Raw genomic sequence first — 24,443 nt, forward strand, 5'->3', positions numbered from 1 at the left:
AGCCGCCCCATCCGGGCGGCTCAGCGTCGGCAATGTCGGGGCGGTTGCTGAAACCGCCCGGCCGGAGACTAGTAGCCCTCGCGCTCCATGCGCTTGCGCATGAGCTTGCGATAGCGACGCACCGCCTCGGCGCGCTCGCGGGCCTTCTTCTCAGACGGCTTTTCGTAGTTGCGGCGCAGCTTCATCTCGCGGAAGACACCCTCGCGCTGCATCTTCTTCTTCAGCGCGCGCAGGGCCTGGTCGACGTTGTTGTCGCGAACGGATACTTGCACGGGTTTCGCACTCCTTTCCTCATTGCCTCGGCACAAATAAACGCCAGCACGACGGACCCGATATCGGATCAATCGGCCAGCACTTACGATGAGTATACCTCAAAACGCCGTGCCGTTCCAGGGCCGCGTCCGCTGGACCGGCCCCGATGGGCGCGCTATATGCCTCATCATGAGTGCGAAGTCCATAGTCCGTGCGGGCGACCCGGTCCTGCGCCGTATCGCGGCCCCGGTGGCCGATCTCCGTGCCCCGGAAGTCGCGGAGCTGATCCGCGAGATGGAGGCCAGCCTGGCCGAGGCCGGCGGCATCGGCCTCGCCGCGCCGCAGATCGGCGTGTCCGAGCGGGTGATCCTGGTCTCCGTGCCCGCCGCCCGCCGGACCGACGACCCGGAGGACGGCCCGCTGCCGCTGACCGCCCTGGTCAATCCGGCGCTGACGCCGATCGACGACGAGCGGGCGCTGGGCATGGAAGGCTGTCTGTCGATCCCCGGCCTGCGCGGCGAGGTTCCGCGCTGGACCCGGGTGCGGCTGACGGCGGTCACGCCGGAGGGCGAGAGCGTCGATACCGTGATGACCGGCATGCGCGCCCGGGTGCTGCAGCATGAGGTCGATCACCTGGACGGCATTCTGTATCTCGACCGGATGACCGATTTCACCCGTTTCGGCTATGTCGAGGAGCTGATCGAGGCGGATATGCGCGACGTGCCGCCGCCATCGCCCGGGCGCGACGCTGCAGCACCCGATCCAACAGAGGAGCCGGCGACATGAGCACCGATCGCACCACGTCCCAAGTCAACCCGATGGACACCCTGCGCGACCGCATTCTGGACGCGGCCCTGCCCAACGTCCTGTTCGACGGCTGGACCCGCCGCAGCCTGACCGACGGAGCGCGATCCGCCGGGCTGGTGGCCGAGGACGTCGACATCGCCTTTCCGGCCGGCGTGCGCGACGCGGTCGGCTACTGGCTGGCCCGGGCCGATACGCGAATGGCCGCCGACATGGAGGCCCACGGTCTGGACGGGCTGAAGATCCGCGAGAAGGTCGCCCTGGGCGTGCGCCTGCGGCTGGAGGCGGTGGAGCCGCACAAGGAGGCGGTGCGCCGCGCCCTGTCGTTCCTGGCGCTGCCCGGCAATACCGGCATGGCCGCGCGCAGCCTGTACCGCACGGTCGACACGATCTGGTGGACCTGCGGCGACACCTCGACCGACTATAATTTCTACTCCAAGCGCGGCCTGCTGGCGGCGGTGTTCAGTTCCACGCTGCTGTACTGGCTCGACGACACCTCCGAAGGCCATGGCGAGACCTGGGCCTTCCTCGACCGCCGGATCGGCGACGTGATGAAGGTCCCGAAGGTCACCGCCCGGCTGAAATCCCTGGGCGAGTATCTGCCCAATCCGCGCCGGTTCTCCCGCGCCTGGCGGGCGGCCCGCGGCTCGTCGGTCTGACATCCGAACCGGGGCGGAAACCTCCGGAATTTCACCGATTGCGCTTGCCGACGCATACCAGCCGGTTATGCTGCGAAATTATATCTTTGTTGCAGCGCAAAGGTGGGTTTTTTGCCAGTCGCCGCCGAGGCCCGCACACCGGGCAGTTCGACCGCCTCTCCGCCGATGCTGGAGGTCACCGACCTTCACAAGCGCTTCGGTTCGCTGGAAGTCCTCAAGGGCGTCTCGCTCTCGACCGCCAACAGCAACGTCATCTCGATGATCGGCGCGTCGGGGTCCGGCAAGTCCACCTTCCTGCGCTGCATCAACCTGCTCGAGGTCCCCAATGCCGGCGAGGTTCGGGTCGATGGCGAGCTGATCCGGATGGTCCCCGGCCGCGATGGCGGCTTGAAGCCGGCCGACGTCAAGCAGGTCGACCGAATCCGCTCGCGTCTCGCCATGGTGTTCCAGAGCTTCAACCTGTGGACCCACATGACCGTCCTGGAGAACGTGATCGAGGCGCCGGTCCACGTGCTCGGCGTGCCGAAGCGCGAGGCGACCGACCAGGCGATGGTGCTGCTGGACAAGGTCGGCATCGCCGACAAGCGGGACCAGTATCCGGCCCATCTCTCCGGCGGCCAGCAGCAGCGCTGCGCGATCGCCCGCGCGCTCGCCATGGAGCCGCGGGTCATGCTGTTCGACGAGCCGACCTCCGCCCTCGACCCGGAACTGGTGGGCGAGGTGCTGCGGGTCATGCGCCAGCTCGCCGAGGAAGGGCGCACGATGATCATCGTCACCCACGAGATGCGCTTCGCCCGCGAGGTCTCGGACGAGGTTGTTTTCCTGCACCAGGGCCGGATCGAGGAACAGGGTCCGCCGGCACAGGTCTTCGGCAATCCCGACTCGGAGCGTTGCCGCCAATTCCTCGCGACCACCGAAGGGATGGGCGTGGGGCAGTAGACCCCCAAGAACCGGTAAAATCCGGATGGGGACGTGTTCAACCAGGAGGACTTCACATGAAAAAGCTGACCACGCTGCTGGCGGTCGCGGCACTCGCCACCGGCGTCGCCACCGCCGCCTCGGCCGCCGACTGGGGCAAGGGCTCATCGGTGCGGATCGCCACCGAGGGCGCCTACGCGCCGTGGAACTACACCGATTCCTCGGGCAACCTCGTGGGCTTCGAGGTCGATCTCTACAAGGATCTCTGCGCCCGCCTGGAGCTCGAGTGCACCCTGCAGCAGCAGGCCTGGGAAGGCATCATCCCGGCGCTGCAGGCCGGCAAGTACGACGCGATCATGGCCGGCATGTCGATCACCGAGAAGCGCATGGAGGTCATCACCTTCTCGCGCTCCTACGCCGCCACCCCGGGTGTTTTCGTCGTCAAGTCCGACGGTCCGTTCGCCGACCTTAAGACCGACGTGGACGCGGTGACGATGTCCGAGCTGGATGACGCCGAGAAGGCCGCCATCGCCGCCGTGAAGGAGGCTTTCGCCGGCAAGACCATCGGCGTGCAGATCGCCACCACCCACGAGAACTTCCTGAACGAGTTCATCGCCGGCGACGTGACGGTGAAGACCTACGACACCCAGGAGAACCTGGATCTGGACCTGCAGGCCGGCCGCGTGGACGCCGCCCTGGCCGCCATGTCGTACTGGAAGCCGCTGCTGGAGAAGGACGAGGGCAAGGGCCTGAAGATCGTCGGCCCGGGCTTCACCGGCGGTCCGTTCGGTAATGGCGTCGGTGCCGGCATCCGCAAGGAGGACCAGGCGCTGGCCGACATGTTCTCCAAGGCGATCGGCGAGGCCATCGCCGACGGCACCCTGAGCAAGCTCGCCATCGAGCATTTCGGCTTCGACGCCTCGGCCAAGGAATGACCTTCGCCGGGTGATCCATCGGGGCGGGGACTGCCGACACGCCGTCCCCGTCCGCATTTCGGTAGCAGGGGGATGACGGGCGCATGCCGGAGTGGATGAGCCTGCTGGCCTGGGGCGACTCGGGCTGGGGCGACGAGATGGTGCGGGGTGCGGGCTGGACGCTGCTGGTGGCGGTGATCGCCTTCGCGCTGGGCATCGTGCTCGGCACCGGCGGGGCGGCGGTGAAGCTGTCCCGGGTGCCGCTGGTGCCGCTGCTGGGCGACGTCTACACCACCCTGGTGCGCGGCATTCCCGACCTGATCACCATCTACATCATCTTCTTCGGCGGCGGGCAGGCGGTGATGGCCGTGGCCAAGCTGTTCGGCTACAACGGCTATATCGAGTTCAACGCGCTGACCACCGGCGTTCTGGCGCTGGGATTCATCTCCGGCGCCTATTCCACCGAGGTGATCCGCGGCGCCGTGCTGGCGGTGCCCAAGGGGCAGATCGAGGCGGCCAAGGCCTGCGGCATGAGCCGCTGGGTGCTGTTCCGTCGCATCCTGGTGCCCCAGGTGGCGCGCTACGCCCTGCCGGGACTGGGCAATGTCTGGCAGCTCACCCTGAAGGACACCTCGCTGATCTCCGTCGTCGGCCTGACCGAGATCATGCGTCAGGCCTTCGTCGCCTCCGGTTCGACCAAGCAGCCGATCGTCTTCTTCATGTCGGCGGCCGTGCTCTACCTGGCGCTGACCTCGCTCTCCAACAAGGTGTTCGGCCGGGCGGAAGCCTTCGCCAACCGCGGCGTGCGGAGAGCCTGAGCGATGATCAAGCTGTTCGACCAGCCGGACAACACCTGGGAGCTCATCGCCAACGGTCTGCCCTGGACCCTGACGCTCGCCGGCTCGTCCCTGGCGCTCGGGTTTTTCCTGGCGATCGGTCTGGCCCTGGTGCGGCTGTCGCCGTATCGGCCGCTGCAGGCGCTGGCCTATGCCTATGTCTATCTGTTCCGCTCCACTCCGCTGCTGGTGCAGATCTTCCTGATCTATTACGGACTCGGCCAGTTCGAGGCGGTGCAGCAGAGCTTCCTGTGGCCGCTCCTGCGCGAGGCGCACTGGTGCGCCATCCTGGCGCTGACCCTGAACACCACCGCTTATACCGCGGAGATCATCCGCGGCGGGCTGCTCGCCGTGCCCTGGGGGCAGGTGGAGGCGGCCAAGGCCTGCGGTATGAGCACCTGGCTGCGGTTCCGACGGGTGATCTTCCCCCAGGCGATCCGCCAGGCCCTGCCGGGCTACGGCAACGAGATCGTGCTGATGATCAAGTCGACCTCGCTGGCCAGCACCATCACCATCCTGGACATGACCCTGATCGCCCGCAAGGAGACCTCGGCCACGTTCAGCATCGAGCCGCTGTTCATCGCCGCGGCGTTCTATCTGGTGATCAACTTCCTGGCGACGCGGGGGGTGATGTGGCTGGAATACCGGCTGTCGCCGGATCTGCGCGAGGCCAAGACCGGCCGGACCCTGCCGGACCAGGACGTCGCCAATGCCCATTGAACTGGTCCCCTATCCGGCCGACGAGGTGGCGCGGCTGGAGACCTGGCTCGCCGCCCCGCATGTGAAGCGCTGGTGGAAGCCGCACTGGACCGCGCCGGTGGTGGAGGCGTTCCACGCCGGGACCCCGGTGCCGGACTGGCTGCGGCCGTGGCGGATCGACCTGGACGGCCGGCCGATCGGCTATGCCCAGGACTATGACGCGCTGAAGGACGGCGATGTCTGGCTGCAGGTCGACGGGGTCGGGCCGGGCACCCGGGGCATCGACCTGCTGATCGGCGAGGAGGACGTGGTGAACCGCAAGCACGGCCGCGCCGCGATCCGCGCCCTGACCGCAAAGCTGTTCGCCGAGGCGGGCTGCGAGCGGGTCGTGGCCGATCCGCATCCGGACCATTGGGGGGCGATCATCGCCTTTCAGAAGGCCGGGTACCGCGAGCGCGGCCGCCACCGCTTCCCCTCCGGTCAGGTCATGGTGCTGACCGCGGCGAAAGCGGTTTGGAAAGCTTGAACCCCGGCGCCATTTGAGGAACGTTACAAGACTGACGCCGTGCGCATCGCGACCGAGGGCTCCGTGGAAGATCTGGAAGAATTGAAACGCCGGCTCGCCGAACTGAAGACCGAGCACCGCGACCTGGACGACGTGATCGCTCGCCTGATCGAGCGCGCGCCGTTCGACCAGATCCAGTTGCAGCGGCTGAAGAAGCGCAAGCTGTCGCTGAAGGATCAGATGAGCCGGCTCGAAAGCCAGATCCTGCCCGACATCATCGCCTGAACCGACCGCGCGCTAACCCATTAAAGATAGAGCAAAACTAAGCCGTCTTCCGGTCGTTGTATTTCAGGATCACCTTGCGCAGGCCGCCGCGCAGTTCGGCGCCGACCGGGCCGCCGTCGCCCTTGATCTTGGCCTGGCTGATGGCCTTCAGCGCGTCGATATGCATGCCCAGCACCTCGGTCTCCGGCGCGCCGATCTGGTCGGACAGGTCGATGAATTTGCAGGCGCTGTCGCCCACCTGGCTGACCAGCGGATAGCCGAAGGTCCCGGCCTGGCCGCGCAGGTCGTGCAGCATGCGCCGTACCTGGCCCAGGGCGTCCTTGTCCGCGCCGTCGCTCTTGCGCACCGCCTCCATCGCCTCGCCGAGGGCGGGGATGGTGGCGGCGAAGATCTCCTCGAACTCGCCGGACAGTTTCTGCACCTGCTTGTCGGCCCGGCGGATCAGGTTGGCCGGATCCGCGCCCTGTTCGACCCGGACCTTCTTGCGGATCGGGTTCGGATTGTCGATGAATTCGACCTTGTGCTTGTCGGTCATCAGGATCCCCTGAAACGTCGCTGGGACGTCACGCCTGTTTCTTCACGTCGATATCGGTCGCGTCGTCCATCGAGCGGTCGTCGGCGCGCCGCTTGGGTCCGAGATACCCCGGCTCGAAGCGGCGGCGTCGGTCCGGACCGAAATAGGACCCGGTGCGCACGAACCGGCGTGGGTGCTCGATGATCGAGACGATCCGGGCATAGATCGCGGCGGCGGAGACCGGCTTGGCCAGGAACTCGGTCATGCCGGTGTCGCGGGCCTGCAACACGTTGCGGGCGATGGTGTTGGCCGAGACGACGATGACCGGGGTGAGCGGGTTCAGCCCGCGCTTGCCGCTGCGCACGGTCTGCAGAAGTTTGGATCCGGCCATCCCTTCCAACTCCCAGTCCATCACGATGATGTCGGCCGCGGTGTTGCGAAGTTCCTCCAGGGCCTCCTGCCCGTCGCGTGCCTCGACGACGTGGGTGACCCCGAGTCCTTTGATGACGTTAACCAATATAGACCGCATGAATCGGTTGTCCTCGACCACGAGGACCGAGATCGCCTCTAATGCATACGTCTTCATCGACATCAGCAACGCCTTTTATCACAAGAGTTTATTCTAACCTTCGCAACCCTGGCTGTCAGCAAGGCTGGCTGTTCTTGAATGCGGCGGGTCCGGTTCGTATAGTCCGCGGCTTCGCGGCTTCAGGTGGTCGCGGGCACAATCGACAACTTGGAGGCGAATATGCCCTCACCCAAGGTCGGCGTGATCATGGGCAGCCAGTCCGACTGGTCAACCATGAAACACGTCTGCGACGTATTGGAAGACCTCGGGATCGCGTATGAGGCGCGGATCGTGTCGGCCCACCGCACGCCGAAGCGGATGGTTGAGTATGCCGAGGCCGCCAAGGGTCGGGGCCTGCAGGTGATCGTGGCCGGCGCCGGCGGTGCCGCCCATCTTCCCGGCATGGTCGCCTCCATGACCACCCTGCCGGTGCTGGGCGTGCCGGTCGAAAGCAAGGCCCTGTCCGGTTGGGACAGCCTGCTGTCGATCGTGCAGATGCCGGGCGGCGTTCCGGTCGGAACCCTGGCCATCGGCAAGGCCGGGGCGACCAATGCCGGGCTGATGGCCGCCTCCATTGTCGCGCTGTCCGACCCGGAGGCGGATGCCGCCCTGGTGGCCTGGCGTCAGGCGCGTACCGAGTCGGTCGCCGACGTCCCCACGGACGAGGGCTGATCCATGGCGCTCCAGCCTCTCCCCGCGAACGCCGTCATCGGAATCCTCGGCGGCGGCCAGCTCGGCCGGATGACGGCCCTTGCCGCCGCCCCGCTCGGGTACCGCTGCCATATCTACGATCACGACGCCGACGGCGGGCCGGCCGCGCAGGTCTCGTTCGCGGCGACCTCGGCGGCCTGGGACGACTGGGCGGCGCTGGACGCCTTCGCCGAGGCGGTCGATGTCGTGACCTACGAATTCGAGAACGTGCCCGTCGCGACGGTCGAGTACCTGATGAAGCGCGTGGCCGTGCGCCCCGGGCCGATGGCCCTGGAGGTCGCCCAGCACCGGGTGACCGAGAAGAGTTTCGCGCGGGACCAGGGCCTGGAGACCGCGCAGTTCTGGGGGGTGACCACCCTGGACGAGCTGATCGACGGGCTGTCCGCCGTCGGCGTGCCGGCGATCCTGAAGACCTGCCGGCTCGGCTATGACGGCAAGGGGCAGATCCGGGTCGACATGGAGTCGAGCCTCGCCACCGTGTGGGAGGAACTCGGCAGCGACGACGCCATTCTGGAACGCATGGTGCCGTTCGTCACCGAGGTCTCGGTGATCGCCGCGCGCGGTGCCGACGGCGAGATCGCCTGCTTCCCGGTGACCGAGAACAGCCACGAGGACGGCATCCTGCGCCGCTCTGTCGTACCGGCCCGGGTATCGGACGCGGTCGCCGCGGCGGCCCGCAAGGCGGCGGAGACCCTGATCGACGGCCTGGACATCGTCGGCCTTCTGGCCGTGGAGATGTTCGTGACCGAGGACGGCGAAGTGCTGATCAACGAGGTCGCGCCCCGGCCGCACAATTCCGGCCACTGGACCCAGAACGGCTGCGCCACCTCGCAGTTCGAGCAGTTCGTCCGCGCGGTCGCCGGCCTGCCGCTCGGGCCGACCGACATCCTGTGCGAGAGCGAGATGCTGAACCTGATCGGCGACGATGTGGACAAGGTGTCGGGCTATCTGCACGATCCGGACGCCCATGTGCATCTCTACGGCAAGGCGGAAGCCCGGGCCGGCCGCAAGATGGGACACGTGAACCGGCGGCTCAGCCCTCGCCGAGGATAGCCAGTCGCTGCTGGATCGCGGCGCGGATCGGCGAGTCCTCGGGCAGCCGCTCCAGCAGCCGGGTCCAGAGATCCCGGGCGGCCTCCGTGTCGCCCTTGCGCGCGGCGATCATGCCGCCGAAGAACAGCCCTTCCGGATTCTCCGGCTCGATCTCCCGCACCCGGGCGACCGTGTCGATGAACGCCTGGGGCATCGCCCGGTTGGCGGTGCCCGGCGGGAACAGGGCGCGGGCGTAGTCGAGCTGGACGTCGGCCCGGTCCGGCGCCCGCTCCGCCGCCTCCTTGTAGGCGGCCACGGACTTCTCCGGCTCGCCCAGCACCTGCCAGGACCGGCCCAGCCGCAGCCAGCCGTCGATATCGCTCGGATCGGCCTCCAGCCGGGCCTGCAGCCCGTCGACCATGCCACGGATCATCGCCAGGCGATCCTCCGACGACATCGACTGGGCGGCGGCCACGTCCTCCTGGCTGGGGCCGCGCGGCCCCGACGCCGTCGGCCGCTCGCCGACCACCTCCTGGCCCAGGGCGGCCAGGTCGATGCCGTTCTCGGCGGCCACATCCTCCATCCGCTGCATCAGCCCGGCCCGCCAGGGCGCATCGGGCGGCGTGTCGGCGGCCAGGGCCAGCCACTGCCGCAGCGCGGATTCCGCGTCTCCCGCCTGCAGAGCGCCCAGGGCCAGGTAATAGCGGGCGCGGGGATCCGCCGGTGCGATCTCCAGCACGTCCCGGAAGGCCTGTCGGGCGTCCGGAGTCACGATGCCGCGGTCGCGTCGGACCAGGGCCTCGGCCATCTCGCCGAGCGCTTCGGCACCGCCGCCCAGCCCGGCCGCGCGCCGGAAGGCGACGGCGGCCTGCTCGAAATCCCCGAGGGCCAGCCGGGATCGGCCGAGCAGCATCCAGCCTTCCAGATCGTCCGGCTGGCCGCCCAGCCGCTGCTCCAGGTTCTGCACCATCTCCATGATGCCGCGCTGACGCTGCGCCAGTTCGGCCATGCGGGTGCGCTCGTCGGCGCGGGCGGACAGCGGAAGGTCGGGCATGCCGGGGCTGCCCGCATGCAGGTAGACGGCGGCGGTGGCGGCCGGCACGCCGACGATGATCAGCGCGGCGACGGTGAAGCGGCGCCAGCGGGTGGAGGCGGGATCGGTCGCGGTCGGGGCCTCGTCGCGATCCGCCTCGGCCAGGATGCGGCGCTCCACCTCGATCCGGGCGGCATCCGCCTCCGCGTCGGCCAGCCGCCCGGCGGCCCGGTCGCGCTCGATCTCCGCAAGCTGGTCCTTCAGCACCGCCAGACCGTGTTCCGCGCGCGGCGCCGTGGCCTGGCGCCGGCGGACCAGCGGCGCTATCAGGGCGAGCACGGCGGCAAGCACCAGGACGCCGGCGACGGCCCAGAACATCATGCCGGCCTCCCGGTGTCGTCTTCCTCGTCCAGCAGCGCGTCCAGGCGCATCCGCTCCTCCGGTGTGAGCGGTGTGGGCGTGGCGGCCTTGCGCCGGCGCGCCAGGGTGACGATCACCACGATGGCGCCCAGTCCGAGCAGGGCGGCGGGGCCGTACCAGAGGATCAGCGTGCTCTCGGTCTTCGGCGGCTCCAGCAACACGAAGGGGCCGTAGCGGGCCACCAGGAAGTCGAGCACCTCCTGGTCGCTGTCGCCGGCGATCAGGCGCTCGCGCACCAGCAGACGCAGGTCGCGGGCCAACTCGGCGTTGCTGTCGTCGATCGACTGGTTCTGGCAGACCAGGCAGCGCACCTCGGCGCTGAGCGTGCGGGCGCGGGCCTCCAGCGCCGCATCGTCCAGCACCTCGTCGGGCTGCACGGCCAGCGCCGGCCCGGCGGCCAGCAGCAGGAGGGCGAGGAGCAGGGCACGGATCGCCGGTCGGATCATTGCTCCAGCTCCTTCAGCAGCGGCACCAGGGTCGCCTTGGCCACCCGGTCGGTCACCTCGCCCACATGGCGGTGGCGGATCACGCCGCTGCCGTCGATCACATAGGTCTCGGGCACGCCGTAGACGCCGAACTCGATTCCGGTGCGGCCGTCGCGGTCGACCCCGATCCGCGCGTACGGATTGCCGAGATCGGACAGGAACCGGCGGGTGGCCACCGGGTCGTCCTTGTAGGCCAGGCCGTAGACCGTGACGCCGTCCCCGGCCAGGGCCTGCAGCCGGGGGATCTCGGCCCGGCAGGGGGCGCACCAGGAGGCGAAGACGTTGACCAGCACCGGCTTGCCGGCGAGGTCGGCGGAGGCGAGGCCGGGCGCGCCCGGCTCCAGGCCCGGCAGGTCGAAGGCCGGCACCGGCTTGTCCAGCAGGACCGACGGCAGTTCCTGCGGATTGCGCCCATCCAGGATCGGCCAGGCCAGGGCTGCCACCAGGGCGACGGCGGCGGCGAGCGGAATCAGGGCGAACAGGCGGCGCACGGGCTCAGTCGTCTCCGCCGGCGGCGGCGAGCGCCGTACGCTCGCGGCGTGGGGCCGGTGCGCCGACGCGCAGGCGCCGGTCGGCGAGCGAGACCAGCCCGCCCAGGGACATCAGAAACCCGCCGACCCAGATCCACATCACCAGGGCCTTGTGATAGACGCGGACGGTCCAGCGGTCGCCGTCGGCCGGCTCGCCCAGCACGGCATAGAGGTCGCCGGCCGGGCGCACCCGGATCGCCGCCTCGGTGGTCTGCTGGCCCTCGGCCGGGAAGAAGCGGCGCTCGGATTCCAGGCGCTGGCCGTTCTCCAGGACGAAGGTGCCGACCTGGGCGTTGAAGTTGGGCCCCGCCCGCTCGGTCACTCCCTCGAAGGTCAGTGTGTGGCCGGCGATCTCCACCTTGTCGCCCCGGGAAGCGTAACGCACGACCTCGGCGCTGAAGAAGGTTTCGCCGACCGCGCCGACGATGAACACCGCCAGCCCGAGATGGGCGAGCGTCATGCCGTAGGCGGCGCGCGGCAGGCCGGCGGCGCGGGACAGGGAGCTGGACAGCGGCACCCGGAACAGGCGGATCCGGTCGGCCAGTTCGGTCAGCACGGCGACCCCCAGCCAGGCGGCGAGCGCCATGCCCAGGGCCGCGCCGACCGGCGCGCCCTGCAGCCAGGCCAGCGCCAAGCCGAGCGAAATGGCGATGATGGCGGCGGCCCAGAGGTTATGCAGGGCGCCGGCCAGGTCGCCGCGCTTCCAGGCCAGCAGCGGACCGATGCCGACCGCGATGACCAGCGGCACCATCAGCGGCACGAAGGTCGCCTCGAAGAACGGCGGGCCGACGGAGACCTTCTCGCCGGTCACCGTTTCCAGCGCCAGCGGATACAGGGTGCCGATCAGCACGGTGGCCGCCGCGGTCGCGGTCAGCAGGTTGTTCAGCACCAGCCCGCCCTCGCGGCTGATCGGCCGGAACACACCGCCGCCCTCCATCGTCGGCGCGCGCCAGGCATAGAGCGCGAAGGAGCCGCCGATGGCGATCGCCAGCAGGACGAGAATGAACATGCCGCGCTCCGGATCGACGGCGAAGGCATGCACGCTGGTCAGCACGCCGGAGCGCACCAGGAAGGTGCCGAGCAGGGACAGGGCGAAGGCGATCAGCGCCAGCAGGATGGTCCAGCTCTTCAGGGCGTCGCGCTTCTCCACCACGATGGCGGAATGCAGCAGGGCGGTCGCCGCCAGCCAGGGCATGAAGCTGGCGTTCTCCACCGGATCCCAGAACCACCAGCCGCCCCAGCCGAGCTCGTAATAGGCCCAGCCCGAGCCGAGTATGATGCCGGCGGTCAGCGCCACCCAGGCGGCCAGGGTCCAGGGCCGCACCCAGCGTGCCCAGGATGGATCGACCCGGCCCTCCAGCAGGGCGGCGACGGCGAAGGAGAAGGTGGTGGAGAGCCCGACATAGCCGAGATAGAGCATCGGCGGATGCAGGGCGAGGCCGATATCCTGCAGCAGCGGGTTCAGCCCACGGCCGTCGATCGGCGGCGGCACGACCCGTTCGAACGGGTTCGAGGTGAACAGGATGAAGGCGAGGAAGCCGATGCCGATCATCCCCTGGATCGCGATGGTCCGCGCCCGCAGGCTCTCCGGCAGATTGCCGCCGAACGCCGCCACCGCCGCGCCGAACAGCGACAGGATCAGCACCCACAGCAGCATCGAGCCCTCGTGGTTCCCCCACACCCCCGACACCTTGTAGATCATCGGCTTCAGGGAATGGGAGTTCGCGGCCACGTTGGAGACCGAGAAGTCCGAGGTCACGAAGGCGTGGGTCAGCGCGCCGAAGGAAAGGATCAGCGCGGCGAACTGGACCAGGGCCGCCGGTTGCGCCATGGCCATGAGCGTGGAATCCCCGCGCGCCGCGCCGTAGAGCGGCACCACGGTCTGGAACACCGCGACGACCAGCGCGGCGGCGAGTGCCAGATGGCCGAGCTCGGCGATCAAGAGCCACCTCCGGTCTGTTGTGCGCCGGTCTCCTGGGCGTCAGGGTACGGGGATTCCCCGTCCTTCCAGTGACCCTGCTTCTTCAGAGCGTCGGCCACTTCCTTGGGCATGTAGGTCTCGTCGTGCTTGGCCAGGACCTCGTCCGCCTGGAACACGGCGTTCTGCAGGCGGCCCTGGGCGACGATGCCCTGCCCCTCGCGGAACAGGTCCGGCAGGATGCCGACATAGCGGACGGTCAGCGTCGAATTGCCGTCGGTGACGTTGAAGCGGATCTCCGCGTCGGCCGGGCCGCGCTCCACCGACCCACTCTCCACCAGCCCGCCGACGCGGATGCGGCGTTCGGGATCCACCGGCTCCGCCCGCAGGTCGGTCGGGCTGAAGAAGAAGACGACGCTGTCCTCGAACGCGGTCAGCACCAGTCCGGCGGCGATGCCGAGGAAGGCGAGGCCGCCGACGATCAGGGCGATGCGCTGGTTTTTGCGGGTCATGGGGCATCCCCCCGCATGTCGGCCGGACGGCGGATATCGGAGCCGAGCTCACGCAGCCGCGCCACTTCTGCCTCGAGGCGGCGGGCATCGGTCCAGGAATGAATCAGAAGTCCGATCAGGACGAGCGCCGCGATGCCGTAGGACGGCCACACATACGCCGCGTATCCACCCATCGAGAAATAGTCCACGCCCGGTTCTCCCCGGTCTGTAACCCACGGGTACCTACGCACCCTTGCCCGCCAAACCTAAGGCGTCCGACCCGCAACGCCAAGCGCGACGGCAGCCCGCTCCATGCGGCTAATCGCATCACGGACCGACAGGGATGTGGGCTAGCGGGACGCCGCGGCAAGTCTCATCTGGCGCAGGCGACGACCGGCGTACAGCCCGCGCAGCCGCAGGATCATCATGACCCCGAACAGCGTGAAGTAAGCGCCGGCCATCAGCAACAGCGGCAGCATCATCTCCGGCGCGATCGACGGGCCGTCCATGCGCAGCACGCTGGCCGGCTGGTGCAGGGTGTTCCACCAGTCGACGGAGAACTTGATGATCGGCACGTTGACCGCCCCGACCAGGGCCAGCACGGCACCGGCCCGTCCGCCCCGGTCCGGGTCGTCGAAGGCGTTCACCAGCGCGATGTAGCCCAGATACAGGAAGAACAGGATCAGCACGGAGGTCAGCCGGGCGTCCCAGACCCACCAGGTGCCCCACATGGGCTGGCCCCAGAGCGACCCGGTGGCGAGCGAGATCAGGGTGAAGCCGGCGCCGATCGGGGCGGCGGCACGGGCGGCGAGATCCGCCAGCACATGTTTCCAGATCAGGAAGGACGCGCCGGCCAGGGCCATGGTGGCGTAACAGGCCAGCGCCGCCCAGGCGGCCGGCACGTGCACGTACATGATCCGCACCGTCTCGCCCTGCTGATAGTCGGCGGGGCTGTCGAACAGCGCGTAGTACAGGCCGGCGGCGAACAGCCCGGCGGACACCACCGCCAGCACCGGCAGGACGGCGTTGGCGATGCGGAAGAACCGGGTCGGATTGGCGAAACGGTGCATGCAGTGGATATCGCTCAGTCGAGGGCTTGGCGCAAGGCGGCACCGGCGGCGAGCGGTGCCAGCGGGATCGATGCGGCCAGGATCGCGCCGAGAAACAGCAGATGAACCCGGATCGTCAGGCCGGCGGACGCTGCCTCGATGGCCGAGACCGCGAAGATCAGCACCGGGATCAGCAGCGGCAGGACGATCAGCGCCACCAGCACCCCGGCGCGCCGGGCACCGACCACCAGGGCCGCACCCACCGTGCCGAACAGGCTGACCACCGGCGTGCCCAGCGCCAGGGTGGCGACCAGGGTCCAATAGGCGTCGGAAGCCAGGTTCAGGCTGACGGCCAGCAATGGCGCCAGCACCAGCATCGGCAGGCCGGTGGTCAGCCAATGGGCGACGGCCTTGGCCAGGGCCAGCAGCGACAGGGGCAGGCCGGACAGGGCGAGCTGCTCCAGCCCGCCATCCTCGGAATCCTGCTGGAACAGCCGGTCGAAGGACAGCATGGCGGCGAGCAGCGCGGTGACCCAGAGCACCGCCGGCGCGATCCGGGCCAGTAGCTCCGGCGTCGGGCCCAGGCCGAGGGGGAACAGCGCGACCACGACCACGAAGAACGCCAGGGTCATGGCGATGTCCGTGCCCTGGCGTCGGGCGAGCCGCAGGTCGCGGGCGATGACGGCGAGAAACGGGCTCACACCAGCGCCTCGCCGAAGACGTCTGTCGTCCAGGAGAAGGCACCCGGATCGAGGGTGGCGTCACCCGGGCCGAGGTCCAGTGCGATATGGGTGGCGGCGATGACCATCCCGCCGGCGGCGCGATGCCCGGCGATGGCCCGTTCCAGGGCGGAAACCGACGCGGCGTCGAGGCCGACCGTCGGTTCGTCCAGCAGCCACAGCGGAGCGCCCGACGCGACGACCCGCGCCAGGGCCACCCGGCGGCGCTGCCCGGCCGACAGCCATCCGGCCGGAAGGTCGGACAGCCGCTGCAGGTCCAGCAGGTCGAACGCGCGGTCCAGGGCCGCACCGTTGTTGCGGCCGGCGACGGACAGCATGGTTTCGGCATTCTCGCGGGCGGTCAGCGCCGATTTCAGCGCGTCGGCATGGCCGAGATAGGCGATCCGCCGGCTGTGGGCCGAGGGATCCTCGGCGGTCGCCGTTCCGTTCCAGCGCACGGCGCCCTTGAGCGGCGTCAGCAGGTCCGCGATCACCCGCAGGACGGTGCTCTTGCCGCCGCCATTGGGGCCGGCCAGCCGCAGGGCCTCGCCGGGTCCCAGGGACAGGGAGAGACCGGCGAATACCGGACGCCCGCCGCGGGCCACGGCGATATCCGTCGCGGTCAGGCGGCCGGGTGCGGGGGAAAGCTCGGTCATCGGCCCTCTATAACGCGGGACGGTGCCGATTACACGATTTCGAGAGGAAAGAGAAACTGGTGGAAGCGGCACCGCATCTGCGGGGGGAGGGGAGGGTGCGATGCCGCTTCCGAGGCAGTCCGGGAGTAATCTCCCGACGAGATCATGGCTCTTTGACTGGCCTTGTAACTGATATAGGAACCCCTGGGTCCCCTTTCGAGGGGCTATGCCCGATGCGACACTCCGCCGCATGCCTTTTATTGCGAGGATTGGCGCACTTGCCGGGGTCGTCTAGTCTGCCCGCGCTCAATGGGAGGATCATAAATGCCGTTCACGCCAGCCTCCGACGCCCTGAAGCATATCAAGGTGTTGGACCTTACCCGGGTCCGGTCCGGGCCGACCTGCGTCCGTCAGCTCGCCGATTGGGGCGCCAACGTCATCAAGGTCGAGCTGCCCGAGGCGCTTGAGGGCGGCAACCAGCTCGGCGGCAAGCGCCACGGCTCCGATTTCCAGAACCTGCACCGCAACAAGCGGGCGATGTCGCTGAACCTGAAGGACCCCGACGGCGTGGCGGTCCTGAAGAAGCTGGTCGAGAGCGCCGATGTGGTGGTGGAGAACTTCCGCCCCGATGTGAAGACCCGGCTCGGCGTCGACTACGACACGCTGTCGGCGATCAATCCGCGGATCGTCTATGCGTCGATCTCCGGCTTCGGCCAGGACGGCCCGTACGAGAAGCGCCCGGGCTTCGACCAGATCGCCCAGGGCATGGGCGGGCTGATGAGCATCACCGGTTTGGTCGGCCAGGGTCCCGTGCGGGCCGGCATCCCGGTCGCCGATCTGACCGCGGGGCTGTTCGCCTCCATCGGCATCTTCGTCGCCCTGCTGGAGCGCGGCGAGAGCGGCAAGGGCCAGTGGGTGCAGACCTCGCTGCTGCAGGCCATGACCTTCATGCTCGACTTCCAGGCCGCACGCTGGACCATGGACGGCACCGTGCCCAAACAGGCGGGCAACGACCACCCGACCTCGATCCCGACCGGCGTGTTCACCACGACCGACGGCCATATCAACATCGCGGTGGCCGGCCAGGCGATCTGGAAGCGGTTCTGCACATCGATCGGCCGCGACGACCTGGCGGATCATCCGGACTATTCCACCGGCGAACTGCGCTCCGCCAATCGGCATGCGCTGAACGCGATCATCGACGAGATCACCCGCACCAAGTCCTCGGAGGACTGGGTCGACCTGTTCAACGAGGCCGGCGTGCCGGCGGGGCCGATCAACACCATCGACAAGGTGTTCCAGGACCCGCAGATCCAGCATCTCGGCATGCAGCGCGGCGTGGATTCGCCGAATGTCGGCCGCCGGATCGATCTGGTCGGCCAGCCGATCAAGATGTCGCGCACGCCGAGCGAGATCGTCGTCTATCCGCCGGACCCCGGCGAGCAGACCGACGAAATCCTGGCCGAGCACGGCTACAGCGAGGCGGAGATCGCAGACTTGCGCGGCCGCAGCGTCATCTAATCTTACTCGAACAGACAGAACTCAGGAGCCAGCAAGACAATGGCCACAGCCGAAGCTTCCGAAAACCGCCTTCTCGTCGAGCGCCGCGGGCGCGTCGGCGTGGTGACGTTCAACAACCCGGCGAAGCACAACGCCATGTCGCTCGACATGTGGCGCGAGGGCCGCGAGGCGGTCGCCACCTTCGCCGAGGATGACGAGATCCGCTGCGTCGTGCTGACCGGCGCGGGCGACAAGGCCTTCGTGGCCGGCGCCGACATCTCCAAGTTCGAGAACGAACGCTCCTCGGTCGAGCATATCGAGGTCTACAACGAGGCGGTCGCCGATTTCCACGACACCGTCCAGAACCTGCGCAAGCCGACCATCGCGCGGATCAACGGCTACTGCATCGGCGGCGGCCTGGCCATCGCGCTGGATGCCGACATCCGCATCTGCTCCGATGATTCCCGCTTCGCCGTGCCGGCCGCCAAGCTCGGCATCGGCTACGCCTTCGAGGGTGTGCGCCGGCTGTACGACATCGTCGGCCCGCAATTCGTCGCCGAGATCTTCTACACCGCCCGGCAGTTCGACGCCGAGGAGGCCCGCATCATGGGCCTGGTCAACCGGGTGGTGCCGAAGGCCGAACTCGACGACGTGCTGTGGCCGCTGGCCGACCGGATCGCCGGCAACGCGCCGCTGTCGGTCCAGGCGGTCAAGGCCTCGCTGATCGAACTGGCCAAGCCGCAGGGCGATTGGGACCTGTCCCAGCCGGACGAGGCGGTGCGCAAGTGCTTCGGCAGCAACGACTACAAGGAAGGCCGCACCGCCTTCATGGAGAAGCGGACCCCCAACTTCACGGCAACCTGACGCCGCGACTAGAGCACGATCGGTTCAGATCGACTCGATCTGACCCGTGAATCGTCCTCTAACCCATTAAAGTTAGAGCAAAGTCACACGATCGGATGTGACCATCTGATCGTGATTTGCTCTAGGGAGGCGGGCGCGATGGCCGCATCCTTCCTCGACCTTTACGCCCGTGCCGCCGCCCGCAAGGGCGGCGATGCGGCGCTGGAGGCATTGCTGACCTCTCCGAAGACCGCCGACGAGCTGGCGGCGATCCCGGACGACCGCTGGCTGTCCGACATGACCCGGCGGATCTTCCAGTCCGGCTTCAACTGGAAGGTCGTCGACGGCAAGTGGGACGGCTTCGAGGCCGCCTTCTGGGGCTTCGATGTCGGCCGCTGCGCGTTGATGAGCGACGAGGATCTGGACGCCCTGGTGTCCGATACCCGCATCGTGCGCAACGGAGCGAAGATCCGTTCGGTGCGGGAGAACGCCGCGTTCCTGCAGGATCTCGCCGGCGAATACGGCTCGGCGGCCAAGTGCTTCGCCGCGTGGCCGGCCGAGGATTATGCCGGGCTGCTTGAGATGCTGAAGAAGCGCGGTTCGCGGCTGGGCGGTCGGGTGGGCGCCATCGCCATGCGCTTCATGGGCCGCGACGGCTACCTGCTCTCCGAGGATGTGGTCAAGGCGTTGATCCGCGAGGGCGTGGTCGACAAGGAGCCGACCGCGCGCAAGGACATGGCGGCGGTTCAGGCGGCGTTCAACGCCTGGGCGGCGGAGTCGGGCCGGCCGCTGTCGCATATCAGCCGGGTGCTGGCGTTCGGGGTGGGGTGAACTCCCCCGATCTTTCTCTCTATTCATTCCCCGGCCTTGTGCCGGGGCCTACGGAAAAGCGTGCCAAGGCGGCCGAATGAGATTGCCTCCGCCCATGCCATCCCAGGCGCAGGCCCCACTCACGCCGCTCGGGGCGGCACGAAATCCATCACCCGGGGGTTCTCGCGCTGGAGCGGCCCGACGCCGAACAGTTCCTGCCACATCACCTCGTGGAAGAAGAACTTCGTGGTGTTCACCACCACCTGCAGGATCACCAGCACGCCGGCGGCGAAGGGCTGGCCGATGAACACATAGTCGATGCCCGCGTTGATCGTCGTCACCACCACCCGATAGGTGAAGGCCTTGTATCCGGCGACCGTCGCGTAGGTCCACGCGTTCTCCGCCTTCGGCTCGATCTCGGCCTCGATGATCGCCTTCTGGCGGGCATATTCCTCGGGGCTGACCGTGCCGGATTCCCGCAGCACCTCCAGTTGGGCGAGGCGCTGGGCCCGGTCGGTCACCTTGCCGGTGAAGGTGACGTCGTCGAACGGATTGGCGAAGCTGGCCCCCTGGGCCAGGGGCATGCGCAGCCCCTGCTCGACGGCCGGGTAGATCGAACTGGCCCAGGCCGCGACCGACTGCACCTTGGCCAGCGGTCCTGGGGCCTCGGCGATGTTGGCGGGCAGCCAGGCCTCCAGGGCGGTACCGGCGGCCGGTGCGCCCTGATCCATGGCGGCGAACTGGTAGCGCACGTTCACCGCGTCATACCGGTTGGCCACGCGGAACCCGGCCTCCAGGAACAGCGGCGGGACCACCAGCTCCTGGCCGACAGCATAGGTCATGACCGCGTCGTCGACCGGCCGCACCGCCTCGCCGAGCGCGGTCGAGGCCGCCGGCAGCACCCACATGCACGAGACGTCCCAGCCGCTCTTGTAGCGGGTCAGGGTGGCGTAGATGTCGTCGCGCGCGCAGTCGCTGGCGATGCCCCAGCCGTCGGGATGCGGCAGGGTGTTGACCACGATCTCGACCGCGTCGGCGATCAGGCCGTCATCGGCGCGGACCAGGGTGATGCGTCGGATCGGGCCGTAATCCTCCGGATTGACCTGGGCGCCGTATTCCGGCTGTGCGATCTGGGCGAAGCCGACCTCGACCACCGTGTGGGGGCCGGCGGGCAGGGGGATGTCCTTGCCGGAGACCCGCAGCACGTCGCTGACCGTGTCGCCGACGGCGATGGCCGAGGCGGGGGCGGGAAACAGGGCCGCGGCCCCCAGGCACAGGCCCGCCAGAAGGGGGACGATCCGCATGGTCATGACCGCTTCTCCGCCGCCTGCTCGATATAGTCGAACTCGACCAGTTCCGAGCCGTCCTTACGCTGCCCGGCGATATAGGAATCCCAGGCGAGGTCGTTGGCGATCTGCGCCATCGAGTGGGTCACCACGATCGACGCCGTGATGTAGCCGGAAACCGCGGCGCTAACCGTCACGATGTAGGCGAGCAGATAGTCGACCGAGACCCGGAACAGATTGAAGGAGATCATCTTGGCGACCAGGGTCTGATAGTAGCTCTCCAGCGTCGGCGGCGGGGCCGTGTTGTCGACCGCGGCGAAATAGACGGCGAGGTCGTCCTGGCGGATCACCCCGTCGGCGGCGAGATCCTCCAGCGCCCGTTTGCGGGCAGCCTTGCTGGCTCGGCCGATGGCGCTGGGATCGACGCTGCCGTCATCGACCACCGCCAGGGGCTGGGGGACCGCCAGGCCGTGCAGCTTGTCGTCCAACCGGCCGCGCAATCCGCTCTCGAACAGCTCCGAGGTCAGACCGGCCCAGGCGTTGAGATCGTTCACCACGGCGTATTTGTTCGCGTCCTCCACCACCGTCTCCGGCGTCCAGACCGTAACCGACGGGGCCAGGGTGCCGAGTTCCAGACCGTCGAAGTGATAGCGCGCGTCGAGGATGTCGTGGCGGTTGGAGAGGCGGAACCCGACGGTCAGCCACTCCTGCGGCATGGCGTAGCCGCGCTCCGCGGCGAATGCCTTGGCGGCTTTCCAGGCGTCGGTCCCGCCGCTGACCGGACGCGTGGTCTCGGTCACGAAGTAGCAGAACCCGTCCACCGCCGTTCGGTACAGATTGAGCTTGGCCAGCACGCCGTCGCGCAGGCAGGCATCCGTCGTGCCCCATCCCTCGGTGACCGAAATCACGTTGGTGTTGATCTCGACGATGCCGCGGACCTTGTCGCCATTCAGTTGCAGCAGGACGGCGTTCTCGATGGTCCCGTAGGCACCGGCCACGCCGGAGACGATGGTGTTGTTGCCGAGGCCCGCCACCGTCCAGTCGCCACCCGGCAGGGGAACCTGCCGGCCGCGCAGCTCCGCGTAGCTCGTCAGGGTCTCGCCGACCTCCAGCGCCGGGGCGGCGGTCGTCCAGAGCGTGAGGGAAAGGGCGATAAGGAGAAGCGCGCGCCCGTGCCGCAGCACAGCGTTTAGGGGTATGCGGACCATGTGTAACACCCCATAAGATTGTATATGCGGTCACAGAAAAGCCCATCGAAGACTGGATCCGATGGGCTGTTGGTTACTGCTGGAGCATCACCACGGTGTTGGTCGTGTCCAACGGTCCCGTCGCCACGTCCTCGACCGCCGGCTCGGAGAAAATATACAGGCCGCTGATCAGGCCGATCGCCATGCCGCTGACGGCACCGACGAGCCGCGGCTGCATCACCGTGTAGGCGCCGGCGGTGCTCAGCGCGCCGTCGATGGCACCGGCCGTCGCCGTGTATCCGGCCGCGACCGTCGCCGGCGCGGAGAAGATCGGCGTCAGCGCACCGTTCACCGCCCCGGCGGTGGCCGCATAGGCCGACCCGACGGTCGGCGCCACGGCCGGCAGCACATAGGGCAGTCCGTAGGCACCGATGATCGTGCCGGCCAGTGTCAGCGCAAAGGTCTGCGCCAGAGTGGTGGTGGTATCGGCGGAGGCCGGCCGCGCAACGCTCAACAGCGCCACGACCGCCAGGCCGGAAACAGAAAGTGATCGCCGCATCATTCCCCTCGCATTCCTGGCTGTTCGCACATCCGATCGGATCCACTGCCGAAACGATCGGACGCTTTTTACAAGTATGCGCGGAGCCCCGATGGCGGGCAATACAATTCCCGGATCAGTCGAACAATCAGTGCCAAACGCTCATGGTCGGTGTCCGGCACCGAGCCGGCTTACGGAGCCGCCCCGAGAATGAGGTCGCAAAGCGCGCGCGGGGCGGTACGGGAATCGATCAGGGCCGGCGCCGCATCGAGCAGCCGGCGGCGCAGGTCGTCGGCCCGGTCCCGGTCGCTGCCAAGCGTCAGGACACGGTTCACATAGTCTTCCGGCGAGGTGGCTTCGAGCTCCTCGCGCATGCCCATCGCGATCAGCGGAGAGAGGGTGACGCGCCCCCGCATCATGTCGGTCGGGTAGGTCACCAGCGGTTGGCCGAGAGCCAGACTCTGCATCGTCGTGTTGCCGCCGTTGAAATGAATGGTGTCGAGTACCACGTCGGCCTGCCGCATGACCCCGAGATAGCGCTCCAGCGGCATGCGCGGCAGCAGCCGCAGCTGGTCCATGATCTGCGGGCGATCCGCGTTGGCCCGCCTCAGTCTCTCCAGAAGTCCCTTGGACATGTTGCTGTAGATGCCCGGTGCGTCGAACAGCACGACCGTCCCGGTGGGGTCCTGTTCCAGGATATCGCCCAGCATCCGGTCGTAGGCCGGGTGCATCTTCACCGGCGTCTGGCCGCACAGATAGATGGCGCCGGTCTCCGGCAGGCCGACCTCGCTCCGGGAGACCGGCGTATGGCGGGTCCGCTCCTCGGCGTAGGCGATGGCCAGGCCCTCCACCAGGATGGGCGTCTCGGAATAGTGATCGCGACAGTTCTCCGGCTCCATCCAGGCCGAGGTGAAGAACTGGTCCACCGTGTCGATGCCCGTGGTGACCGGATGGCCCGGCAGCACGATCTGCAGGGGCGCCAGCCGGGCGAAGGGCAGGAAATAGCTCATTGCCGTCATGCCGATATCGGCGAAGACGATGGCGTCCAGTTCCATCTCGGCAAGCCGGGTGCGCACGGACTGCAGATCCGGCTGCAGGGCGACCACCCGGTCCGCCATGTGCGCGATCTGGCCGTGCATCGGCGAAGGCAGCGTGCCGATCTGCACCACCGTCACCTCGATTTCGTCCCGGTCGATGAATCGCAGGTGACCCTCGGTCATGTTGTAGATCGAGTGGTCGCGGAAGAACTCAGACACGAAAGCGACCCGGCGCTTTCCGGGCCGCCGCTTGCGGCCGATATGGGGCGCGGTCATGGTCAGCATCGGGCAAATACGCCGATAGAAGGCGCACAGGTCTTCGAGCAGCGCCCGGTCGTTGATGCCGTGATAGCCGAGCGCGAACGGGACCGTGCCCACCTCGTGAATCGGATCCTGGATCGGCGCGAAGCCCTCCTGCGCGCAGAGCGCCCGGATCCGGGCCCGGATATCCCACATCTCGTCTTCGGACATGATGACATGGGGCAGCAGCGTCGCCGCCCGGGCGGCGTGACCGGCGTCGCGCGGACGCATGACCGCCGCCACGTCGGCCATCTGTCGAGCTTCGTCGAATCGCGACAGGCGGTGGGCGCAGAGCGCGCCGGTGACCCAAACCTTAGGATCGGCGGGCACGGTCGCAAGCGCGCGGCGGGCCAGCGTCAGCGCCCGGTCGCCATGGCCAAGGGAGCGGCGCCCCTCCGCCAGGACCAGCGTCGCCTCGTGGGCCGTCGGGTTGATCACCGAGGCGCGTTGAGCAAGTTTCTCGGCGCGCTCCATCTCGCTGACGGCCAGACGGCGGACCGCGGCGAGGATCAGATAGGCCGGATCCGTCGGGGTCAGGATGGCGGCGCGAAGTCCGTTGTCGCCGGCCGGTCGGTTCGGCGTCGCCGCGAGCAGGGCGTAGCCCCGTGCCAGGCCGGGCTGCTCGATCAACACGCGTCGGATGCGGTCCGCCGGGACGCCGGCCTCCGGCGGCAGCGCCATGGCCTGGAGCACGTGCTCCATATTGTGGGGGTCGAGCGCGAAGACCTGACGGAAATGGCGTGCGGCCTGGTCGTGGAGTTCGATTCGCCCCTCGATGGCGGCCAGAAGTTGCAGCGGTCCGACGGAGTCGGGCATGGCCAGCCCGAGCCGGCGCAGGTCACCGGTCGCCTCGAGCAGACGGCCTTCATTCAGGCGGCTTTGCAGCCGTTTGGCGACACTGGCGATGGGCAGGGCGGTTCCACTCACCAGACAACTTCCTTCAAGCAGAGATCCTTCATGAGGCG

At 68.4% G+C, this 24,443-nt stretch carries 29 protein-coding genes; 13 read left to right on the forward strand and 16 right to left on the reverse strand.

Annotated elements, in window-relative coordinates:
- Positions 1–68: 68 nt before the first annotated feature.
- A complete protein-coding gene (rpsU, locus tag G578_RS0104805; RefSeq protein WP_028793271.1) occupies positions 69–272 on the reverse strand; it encodes a 30S ribosomal protein S21 in 204 nt (67 codons plus the stop codon).
- A gap of 169 nt (positions 273–441) precedes the next feature.
- Between rpsU and def the strand changes: the two genes are divergently transcribed.
- The 8 genes from def to G578_RS0104845 all read left to right on the forward strand — a co-directional run bounded on the left by def (position 442) and on the right by G578_RS0104845 (position 5,872).
- Positions 442–1,038, forward strand: coding sequence for a peptide deformylase (gene def / locus G578_RS0104810; protein WP_028793272.1), 597 nt, complete (start codon positions 442–444; stop codon positions 1,036–1,038).
- Positions 1,035–1,715: a COQ9 family protein gene (locus tag G578_RS24765; RefSeq protein WP_051243984.1), complete on the forward strand. Its 681-nt coding sequence runs from the start codon at positions 1,035–1,037 to the stop codon at positions 1,713–1,715. The genes def and G578_RS24765 overlap by 4 nt, the downstream gene beginning before the upstream one ends.
- A 165-nt stretch (positions 1,716–1,880) precedes the next feature.
- Positions 1,881–2,654, forward strand: coding sequence for an ABC transporter ATP-binding protein (locus G578_RS0104820; RefSeq protein ID WP_028793273.1), 774 nt, complete (start codon positions 1,881–1,883; stop codon positions 2,652–2,654).
- 56 nt (positions 2,655–2,710) lie between these two features.
- The gene (locus G578_RS0104825) at positions 2,711–3,568 is read left to right on the forward strand and encodes a transporter substrate-binding domain-containing protein (protein WP_028793274.1); all 858 of its coding nucleotides are present in this window, start codon (positions 2,711–2,713) and stop codon (positions 3,566–3,568) included.
- 83 nt (positions 3,569–3,651) lie between these two features.
- A complete protein-coding gene (locus G578_RS0104830; RefSeq protein WP_028793275.1) occupies positions 3,652–4,365 on the forward strand; it encodes an ABC transporter permease in 714 nt (237 codons plus the stop codon).
- A gap of 3 nt (positions 4,366–4,368) precedes the next feature.
- A complete protein-coding gene (locus tag G578_RS24770; protein ID WP_051243987.1) occupies positions 4,369–5,103 on the forward strand; it encodes an ABC transporter permease in 735 nt (244 codons plus the stop codon).
- Positions 5,093–5,608: a GNAT family N-acetyltransferase gene (locus G578_RS24775; RefSeq protein ID WP_051243990.1), complete on the forward strand. Its 516-nt coding sequence runs from the start codon at positions 5,093–5,095 to the stop codon at positions 5,606–5,608. The genes G578_RS24770 and G578_RS24775 overlap by 11 nt, the downstream gene beginning before the upstream one ends.
- Before the next feature lie 39 nt (positions 5,609–5,647).
- On the forward strand, positions 5,648–5,872 hold the full coding sequence (locus G578_RS0104845) for a YdcH family protein (protein ID WP_425425872.1): 225 nt from the start codon (positions 5,648–5,650) through the stop codon (positions 5,870–5,872).
- Between the two features lie 37 nt (positions 5,873–5,909).
- Here G578_RS0104845 and G578_RS0104850 read toward each other — a convergent pair whose 3' ends face one another.
- Positions 5,910–6,407 carry an Hpt domain-containing protein gene (locus G578_RS0104850; protein WP_028793277.1) on the reverse strand — a complete coding sequence of 166 codons (498 nt, stop codon included), beginning with the start codon at positions 6,405–6,407 and terminating at the stop codon, positions 5,910–5,912.
- Positions 6,408–6,435: 28 nt separating this feature from the next.
- Positions 6,436–6,978, reverse strand: a complete 543-nt coding sequence (locus G578_RS0104855) for a response regulator (protein ID WP_051244830.1) — start codon at positions 6,976–6,978, stop codon at positions 6,436–6,438.
- A 156-nt stretch (positions 6,979–7,134) separates the two neighbouring features.
- Here G578_RS0104855 and purE point away from each other — a divergent pair, with 156 nt between their 5' ends.
- The gene (gene purE, locus G578_RS0104860; protein ID WP_028793279.1) at positions 7,135–7,626 is read left to right on the forward strand and encodes a 5-(carboxyamino)imidazole ribonucleotide mutase; all 492 of its coding nucleotides are present in this window, start codon (positions 7,135–7,137) and stop codon (positions 7,624–7,626) included.
- Between the two features lie 3 nt (positions 7,627–7,629).
- Positions 7,630–8,718 carry a 5-(carboxyamino)imidazole ribonucleotide synthase gene (locus G578_RS0104865; RefSeq protein WP_028793280.1) on the forward strand — a complete coding sequence of 363 codons (1,089 nt, stop codon included), beginning with the start codon at positions 7,630–7,632 and terminating at the stop codon, positions 8,716–8,718.
- Here the strand turns inward: G578_RS0104865 and ccmI are convergent.
- The 9 genes from ccmI to ccmA form a co-directional block, all read right to left on the reverse strand.
- Positions 8,699–10,111, reverse strand: a complete 1,413-nt coding sequence (gene ccmI, locus G578_RS24780; RefSeq protein WP_051243992.1) for a c-type cytochrome biogenesis protein CcmI — start codon at positions 10,109–10,111, stop codon at positions 8,699–8,701. The genes G578_RS0104865 and ccmI overlap by 20 nt on opposite strands.
- A complete protein-coding gene (locus tag G578_RS0104875) occupies positions 10,108–10,596 on the reverse strand; it encodes a cytochrome c-type biogenesis protein (protein ID WP_028793281.1) in 489 nt (162 codons plus the stop codon). Before G578_RS0104875 ends, ccmI begins: the two co-directional genes overlap by 4 nt.
- Positions 10,593–11,126, reverse strand: a complete 534-nt coding sequence (locus tag G578_RS0104880; RefSeq protein ID WP_028793282.1) for a DsbE family thiol:disulfide interchange protein — start codon at positions 11,124–11,126, stop codon at positions 10,593–10,595. The genes G578_RS0104875 and G578_RS0104880 overlap by 4 nt, the downstream gene beginning before the upstream one ends.
- A gap of 4 nt (positions 11,127–11,130) precedes the next feature.
- Complete coding sequence (locus G578_RS0104885) at positions 11,131–13,107, reverse strand: heme lyase CcmF/NrfE family subunit (protein WP_028793283.1); 1,977 nt, start codon at positions 13,105–13,107, stop codon at positions 11,131–11,133.
- On the reverse strand, positions 13,104–13,595 hold the full coding sequence (gene ccmE, locus G578_RS0104890) for a cytochrome c maturation protein CcmE (protein WP_028793284.1): 492 nt from the start codon (positions 13,593–13,595) through the stop codon (positions 13,104–13,106). Before ccmE ends, G578_RS0104885 begins: the two co-directional genes overlap by 4 nt.
- Positions 13,592–13,783, reverse strand: a complete 192-nt coding sequence (ccmD, locus tag G578_RS0104895) for a heme exporter protein CcmD (protein WP_028793285.1) — start codon at positions 13,781–13,783, stop codon at positions 13,592–13,594. Before ccmD ends, ccmE begins: the two co-directional genes overlap by 4 nt.
- Positions 13,784–13,924: 141 nt before the next feature.
- On the reverse strand, positions 13,925–14,644 hold the full coding sequence (locus G578_RS0104900) for a heme ABC transporter permease (RefSeq protein WP_028793286.1): 720 nt from the start codon (positions 14,642–14,644) through the stop codon (positions 13,925–13,927).
- Positions 14,645–14,658: 14 nt separating this feature from the next.
- The gene (ccmB, locus tag G578_RS0104905; protein WP_028793287.1) at positions 14,659–15,324 is read right to left on the reverse strand and encodes a heme exporter protein CcmB; all 666 of its coding nucleotides are present in this window, start codon (positions 15,322–15,324) and stop codon (positions 14,659–14,661) included.
- Positions 15,321–15,998, reverse strand: coding sequence for a heme ABC exporter ATP-binding protein CcmA (ccmA, locus tag G578_RS24785; RefSeq protein ID WP_051243994.1), 678 nt, complete (start codon positions 15,996–15,998; stop codon positions 15,321–15,323). Before ccmA ends, ccmB begins: the two co-directional genes overlap by 4 nt.
- Positions 15,999–16,301: 303 nt before the next feature.
- Here ccmA and G578_RS0104915 point away from each other — a divergent pair, with 303 nt between their 5' ends.
- From G578_RS0104915 to G578_RS0104925, 3 genes are all read left to right on the forward strand, one after another.
- On the forward strand, positions 16,302–17,498 hold the full coding sequence (locus tag G578_RS0104915) for a CaiB/BaiF CoA transferase family protein (RefSeq protein ID WP_028793288.1): 1,197 nt from the start codon (positions 16,302–16,304) through the stop codon (positions 17,496–17,498).
- Positions 17,499–17,537: 39 nt separating this feature from the next.
- Positions 17,538–18,341 (forward strand): enoyl-CoA hydratase, encoded by an 804-nt coding sequence (locus tag G578_RS0104920; protein WP_028793289.1) that lies wholly within the window; start codon positions 17,538–17,540, stop codon positions 18,339–18,341.
- Positions 18,342–18,479: 138 nt separating this feature from the next.
- Positions 18,480–19,151, forward strand: coding sequence for a DNA-3-methyladenine glycosylase I (locus tag G578_RS0104925; protein WP_028793290.1), 672 nt, complete (start codon positions 18,480–18,482; stop codon positions 19,149–19,151).
- 119 nt (positions 19,152–19,270) lie between these two features.
- On the opposite strand, the gene G578_RS0104930 is transcribed toward G578_RS0104925, so the two are convergent.
- The 4 genes from G578_RS0104930 to G578_RS0104945 form a co-directional block, all read right to left on the reverse strand.
- The gene (locus G578_RS0104930; protein WP_028793291.1) at positions 19,271–20,440 is read right to left on the reverse strand and encodes a DUF2061 domain-containing protein; all 1,170 of its coding nucleotides are present in this window, start codon (positions 20,438–20,440) and stop codon (positions 19,271–19,273) included.
- Positions 20,437–21,624, reverse strand: coding sequence for a hypothetical protein (locus G578_RS0104935; RefSeq protein WP_156907207.1), 1,188 nt, complete (start codon positions 21,622–21,624; stop codon positions 20,437–20,439). The genes G578_RS0104930 and G578_RS0104935 overlap by 4 nt, the downstream gene beginning before the upstream one ends.
- Positions 21,625–21,697: 73 nt before the next feature.
- On the reverse strand, positions 21,698–22,162 hold the full coding sequence (locus G578_RS0104940; protein WP_139189154.1) for a hypothetical protein: 465 nt from the start codon (positions 22,160–22,162) through the stop codon (positions 21,698–21,700).
- Between the two features lie 170 nt (positions 22,163–22,332).
- A complete protein-coding gene (locus tag G578_RS0104945) occupies positions 22,333–24,405 on the reverse strand; it encodes an O-linked N-acetylglucosamine transferase family protein (protein ID WP_028793294.1) in 2,073 nt (690 codons plus the stop codon).
- Positions 24,406–24,443 lie beyond the last annotated feature (38 nt).

Origin of the sequence: Thalassobaculum salexigens DSM 19539 (assembly GCF_000423805.1) — a bacterium.
Classification (GTDB): domain Bacteria; phylum Pseudomonadota; class Alphaproteobacteria; order Thalassobaculales; family Thalassobaculaceae; genus Thalassobaculum; species Thalassobaculum litoreum.

Excerpts from the sequence above, each read along its gene's own strand:
- G578_RS24770 (WP_051243987.1), top strand. The coding sequence starts at position 4,369 with ATGATCAAGCTGTTCGACCAGCCGGACAACACCTGGGAGCTCATCGCC.
- G578_RS0104920 (WP_028793289.1), top strand. The coding sequence starts at position 17,538 with ATGGCCACAGCCGAAGCTTCCGAAAACCGCCTTCTCGTCGAGCGCCGC.
- G578_RS0104850 (WP_028793277.1), bottom strand. The coding sequence starts at position 6,407 with ATGACCGACAAGCACAAGGTCGAATTCATCGACAATCCGAACCCGATC.
- G578_RS0104865 (WP_028793280.1), top strand. The coding sequence starts at position 7,630 with ATGGCGCTCCAGCCTCTCCCCGCGAACGCCGTCATCGGAATCCTCGGC.
- G578_RS0104825 (WP_028793274.1), top strand. The coding sequence starts at position 2,711 with ATGAAAAAGCTGACCACGCTGCTGGCGGTCGCGGCACTCGCCACCGGC.
- G578_RS0104935 (WP_156907207.1), bottom strand. The coding sequence starts at position 21,624 with ATGGTCCGCATACCCCTAAACGCTGTGCTGCGGCACGGGCGCGCGCTT.
- G578_RS0104930 (WP_028793291.1), bottom strand. The coding sequence starts at position 20,440 with ATGACCATGCGGATCGTCCCCCTTCTGGCGGGCCTGTGCCTGGGGGCC.
- G578_RS0104875 (WP_028793281.1), bottom strand. The coding sequence starts at position 10,596 with ATGATCCGACCGGCGATCCGTGCCCTGCTCCTCGCCCTCCTGCTGCTG.
- purE (WP_028793279.1), top strand. The coding sequence starts at position 7,135 with ATGCCCTCACCCAAGGTCGGCGTGATCATGGGCAGCCAGTCCGACTGG.
- ccmI (WP_051243992.1), bottom strand. The coding sequence starts at position 10,111 with ATGATGTTCTGGGCCGTCGCCGGCGTCCTGGTGCTTGCCGCCGTGCTC.
- G578_RS0104820 (WP_028793273.1), top strand. The coding sequence starts at position 1,881 with ATGCTGGAGGTCACCGACCTTCACAAGCGCTTCGGTTCGCTGGAAGTC.
- ccmE (WP_028793284.1), bottom strand. The coding sequence starts at position 13,595 with ATGACCCGCAAAAACCAGCGCATCGCCCTGATCGTCGGCGGCCTCGCC.
- G578_RS0104855 (WP_051244830.1), bottom strand. The coding sequence starts at position 6,978 with ATGTCGATGAAGACGTATGCATTAGAGGCGATCTCGGTCCTCGTGGTC.
- G578_RS0104830 (WP_028793275.1), top strand. The coding sequence starts at position 3,652 with ATGCCGGAGTGGATGAGCCTGCTGGCCTGGGGCGACTCGGGCTGGGGC.
- def (WP_028793272.1), top strand. The coding sequence starts at position 442 with ATGAGTGCGAAGTCCATAGTCCGTGCGGGCGACCCGGTCCTGCGCCGT.
- G578_RS24765 (WP_051243984.1), top strand. The coding sequence starts at position 1,035 with ATGAGCACCGATCGCACCACGTCCCAAGTCAACCCGATGGACACCCTG.
- ccmA (WP_051243994.1), bottom strand. The coding sequence starts at position 15,998 with ATGACCGAGCTTTCCCCCGCACCCGGCCGCCTGACCGCGACGGATATC.
- G578_RS24775 (WP_051243990.1), top strand. The coding sequence starts at position 5,093 with ATGCCCATTGAACTGGTCCCCTATCCGGCCGACGAGGTGGCGCGGCTG.
- G578_RS0104900 (WP_028793286.1), bottom strand. The coding sequence starts at position 14,644 with ATGCACCGTTTCGCCAATCCGACCCGGTTCTTCCGCATCGCCAACGCC.
- G578_RS0104915 (WP_028793288.1), top strand. The coding sequence starts at position 16,302 with ATGCCGTTCACGCCAGCCTCCGACGCCCTGAAGCATATCAAGGTGTTG.
- G578_RS0104940 (WP_139189154.1), bottom strand. The coding sequence starts at position 22,162 with ATGCGGCGATCACTTTCTGTTTCCGGCCTGGCGGTCGTGGCGCTGTTG.
- G578_RS0104925 (WP_028793290.1), top strand. The coding sequence starts at position 18,480 with ATGGCCGCATCCTTCCTCGACCTTTACGCCCGTGCCGCCGCCCGCAAG.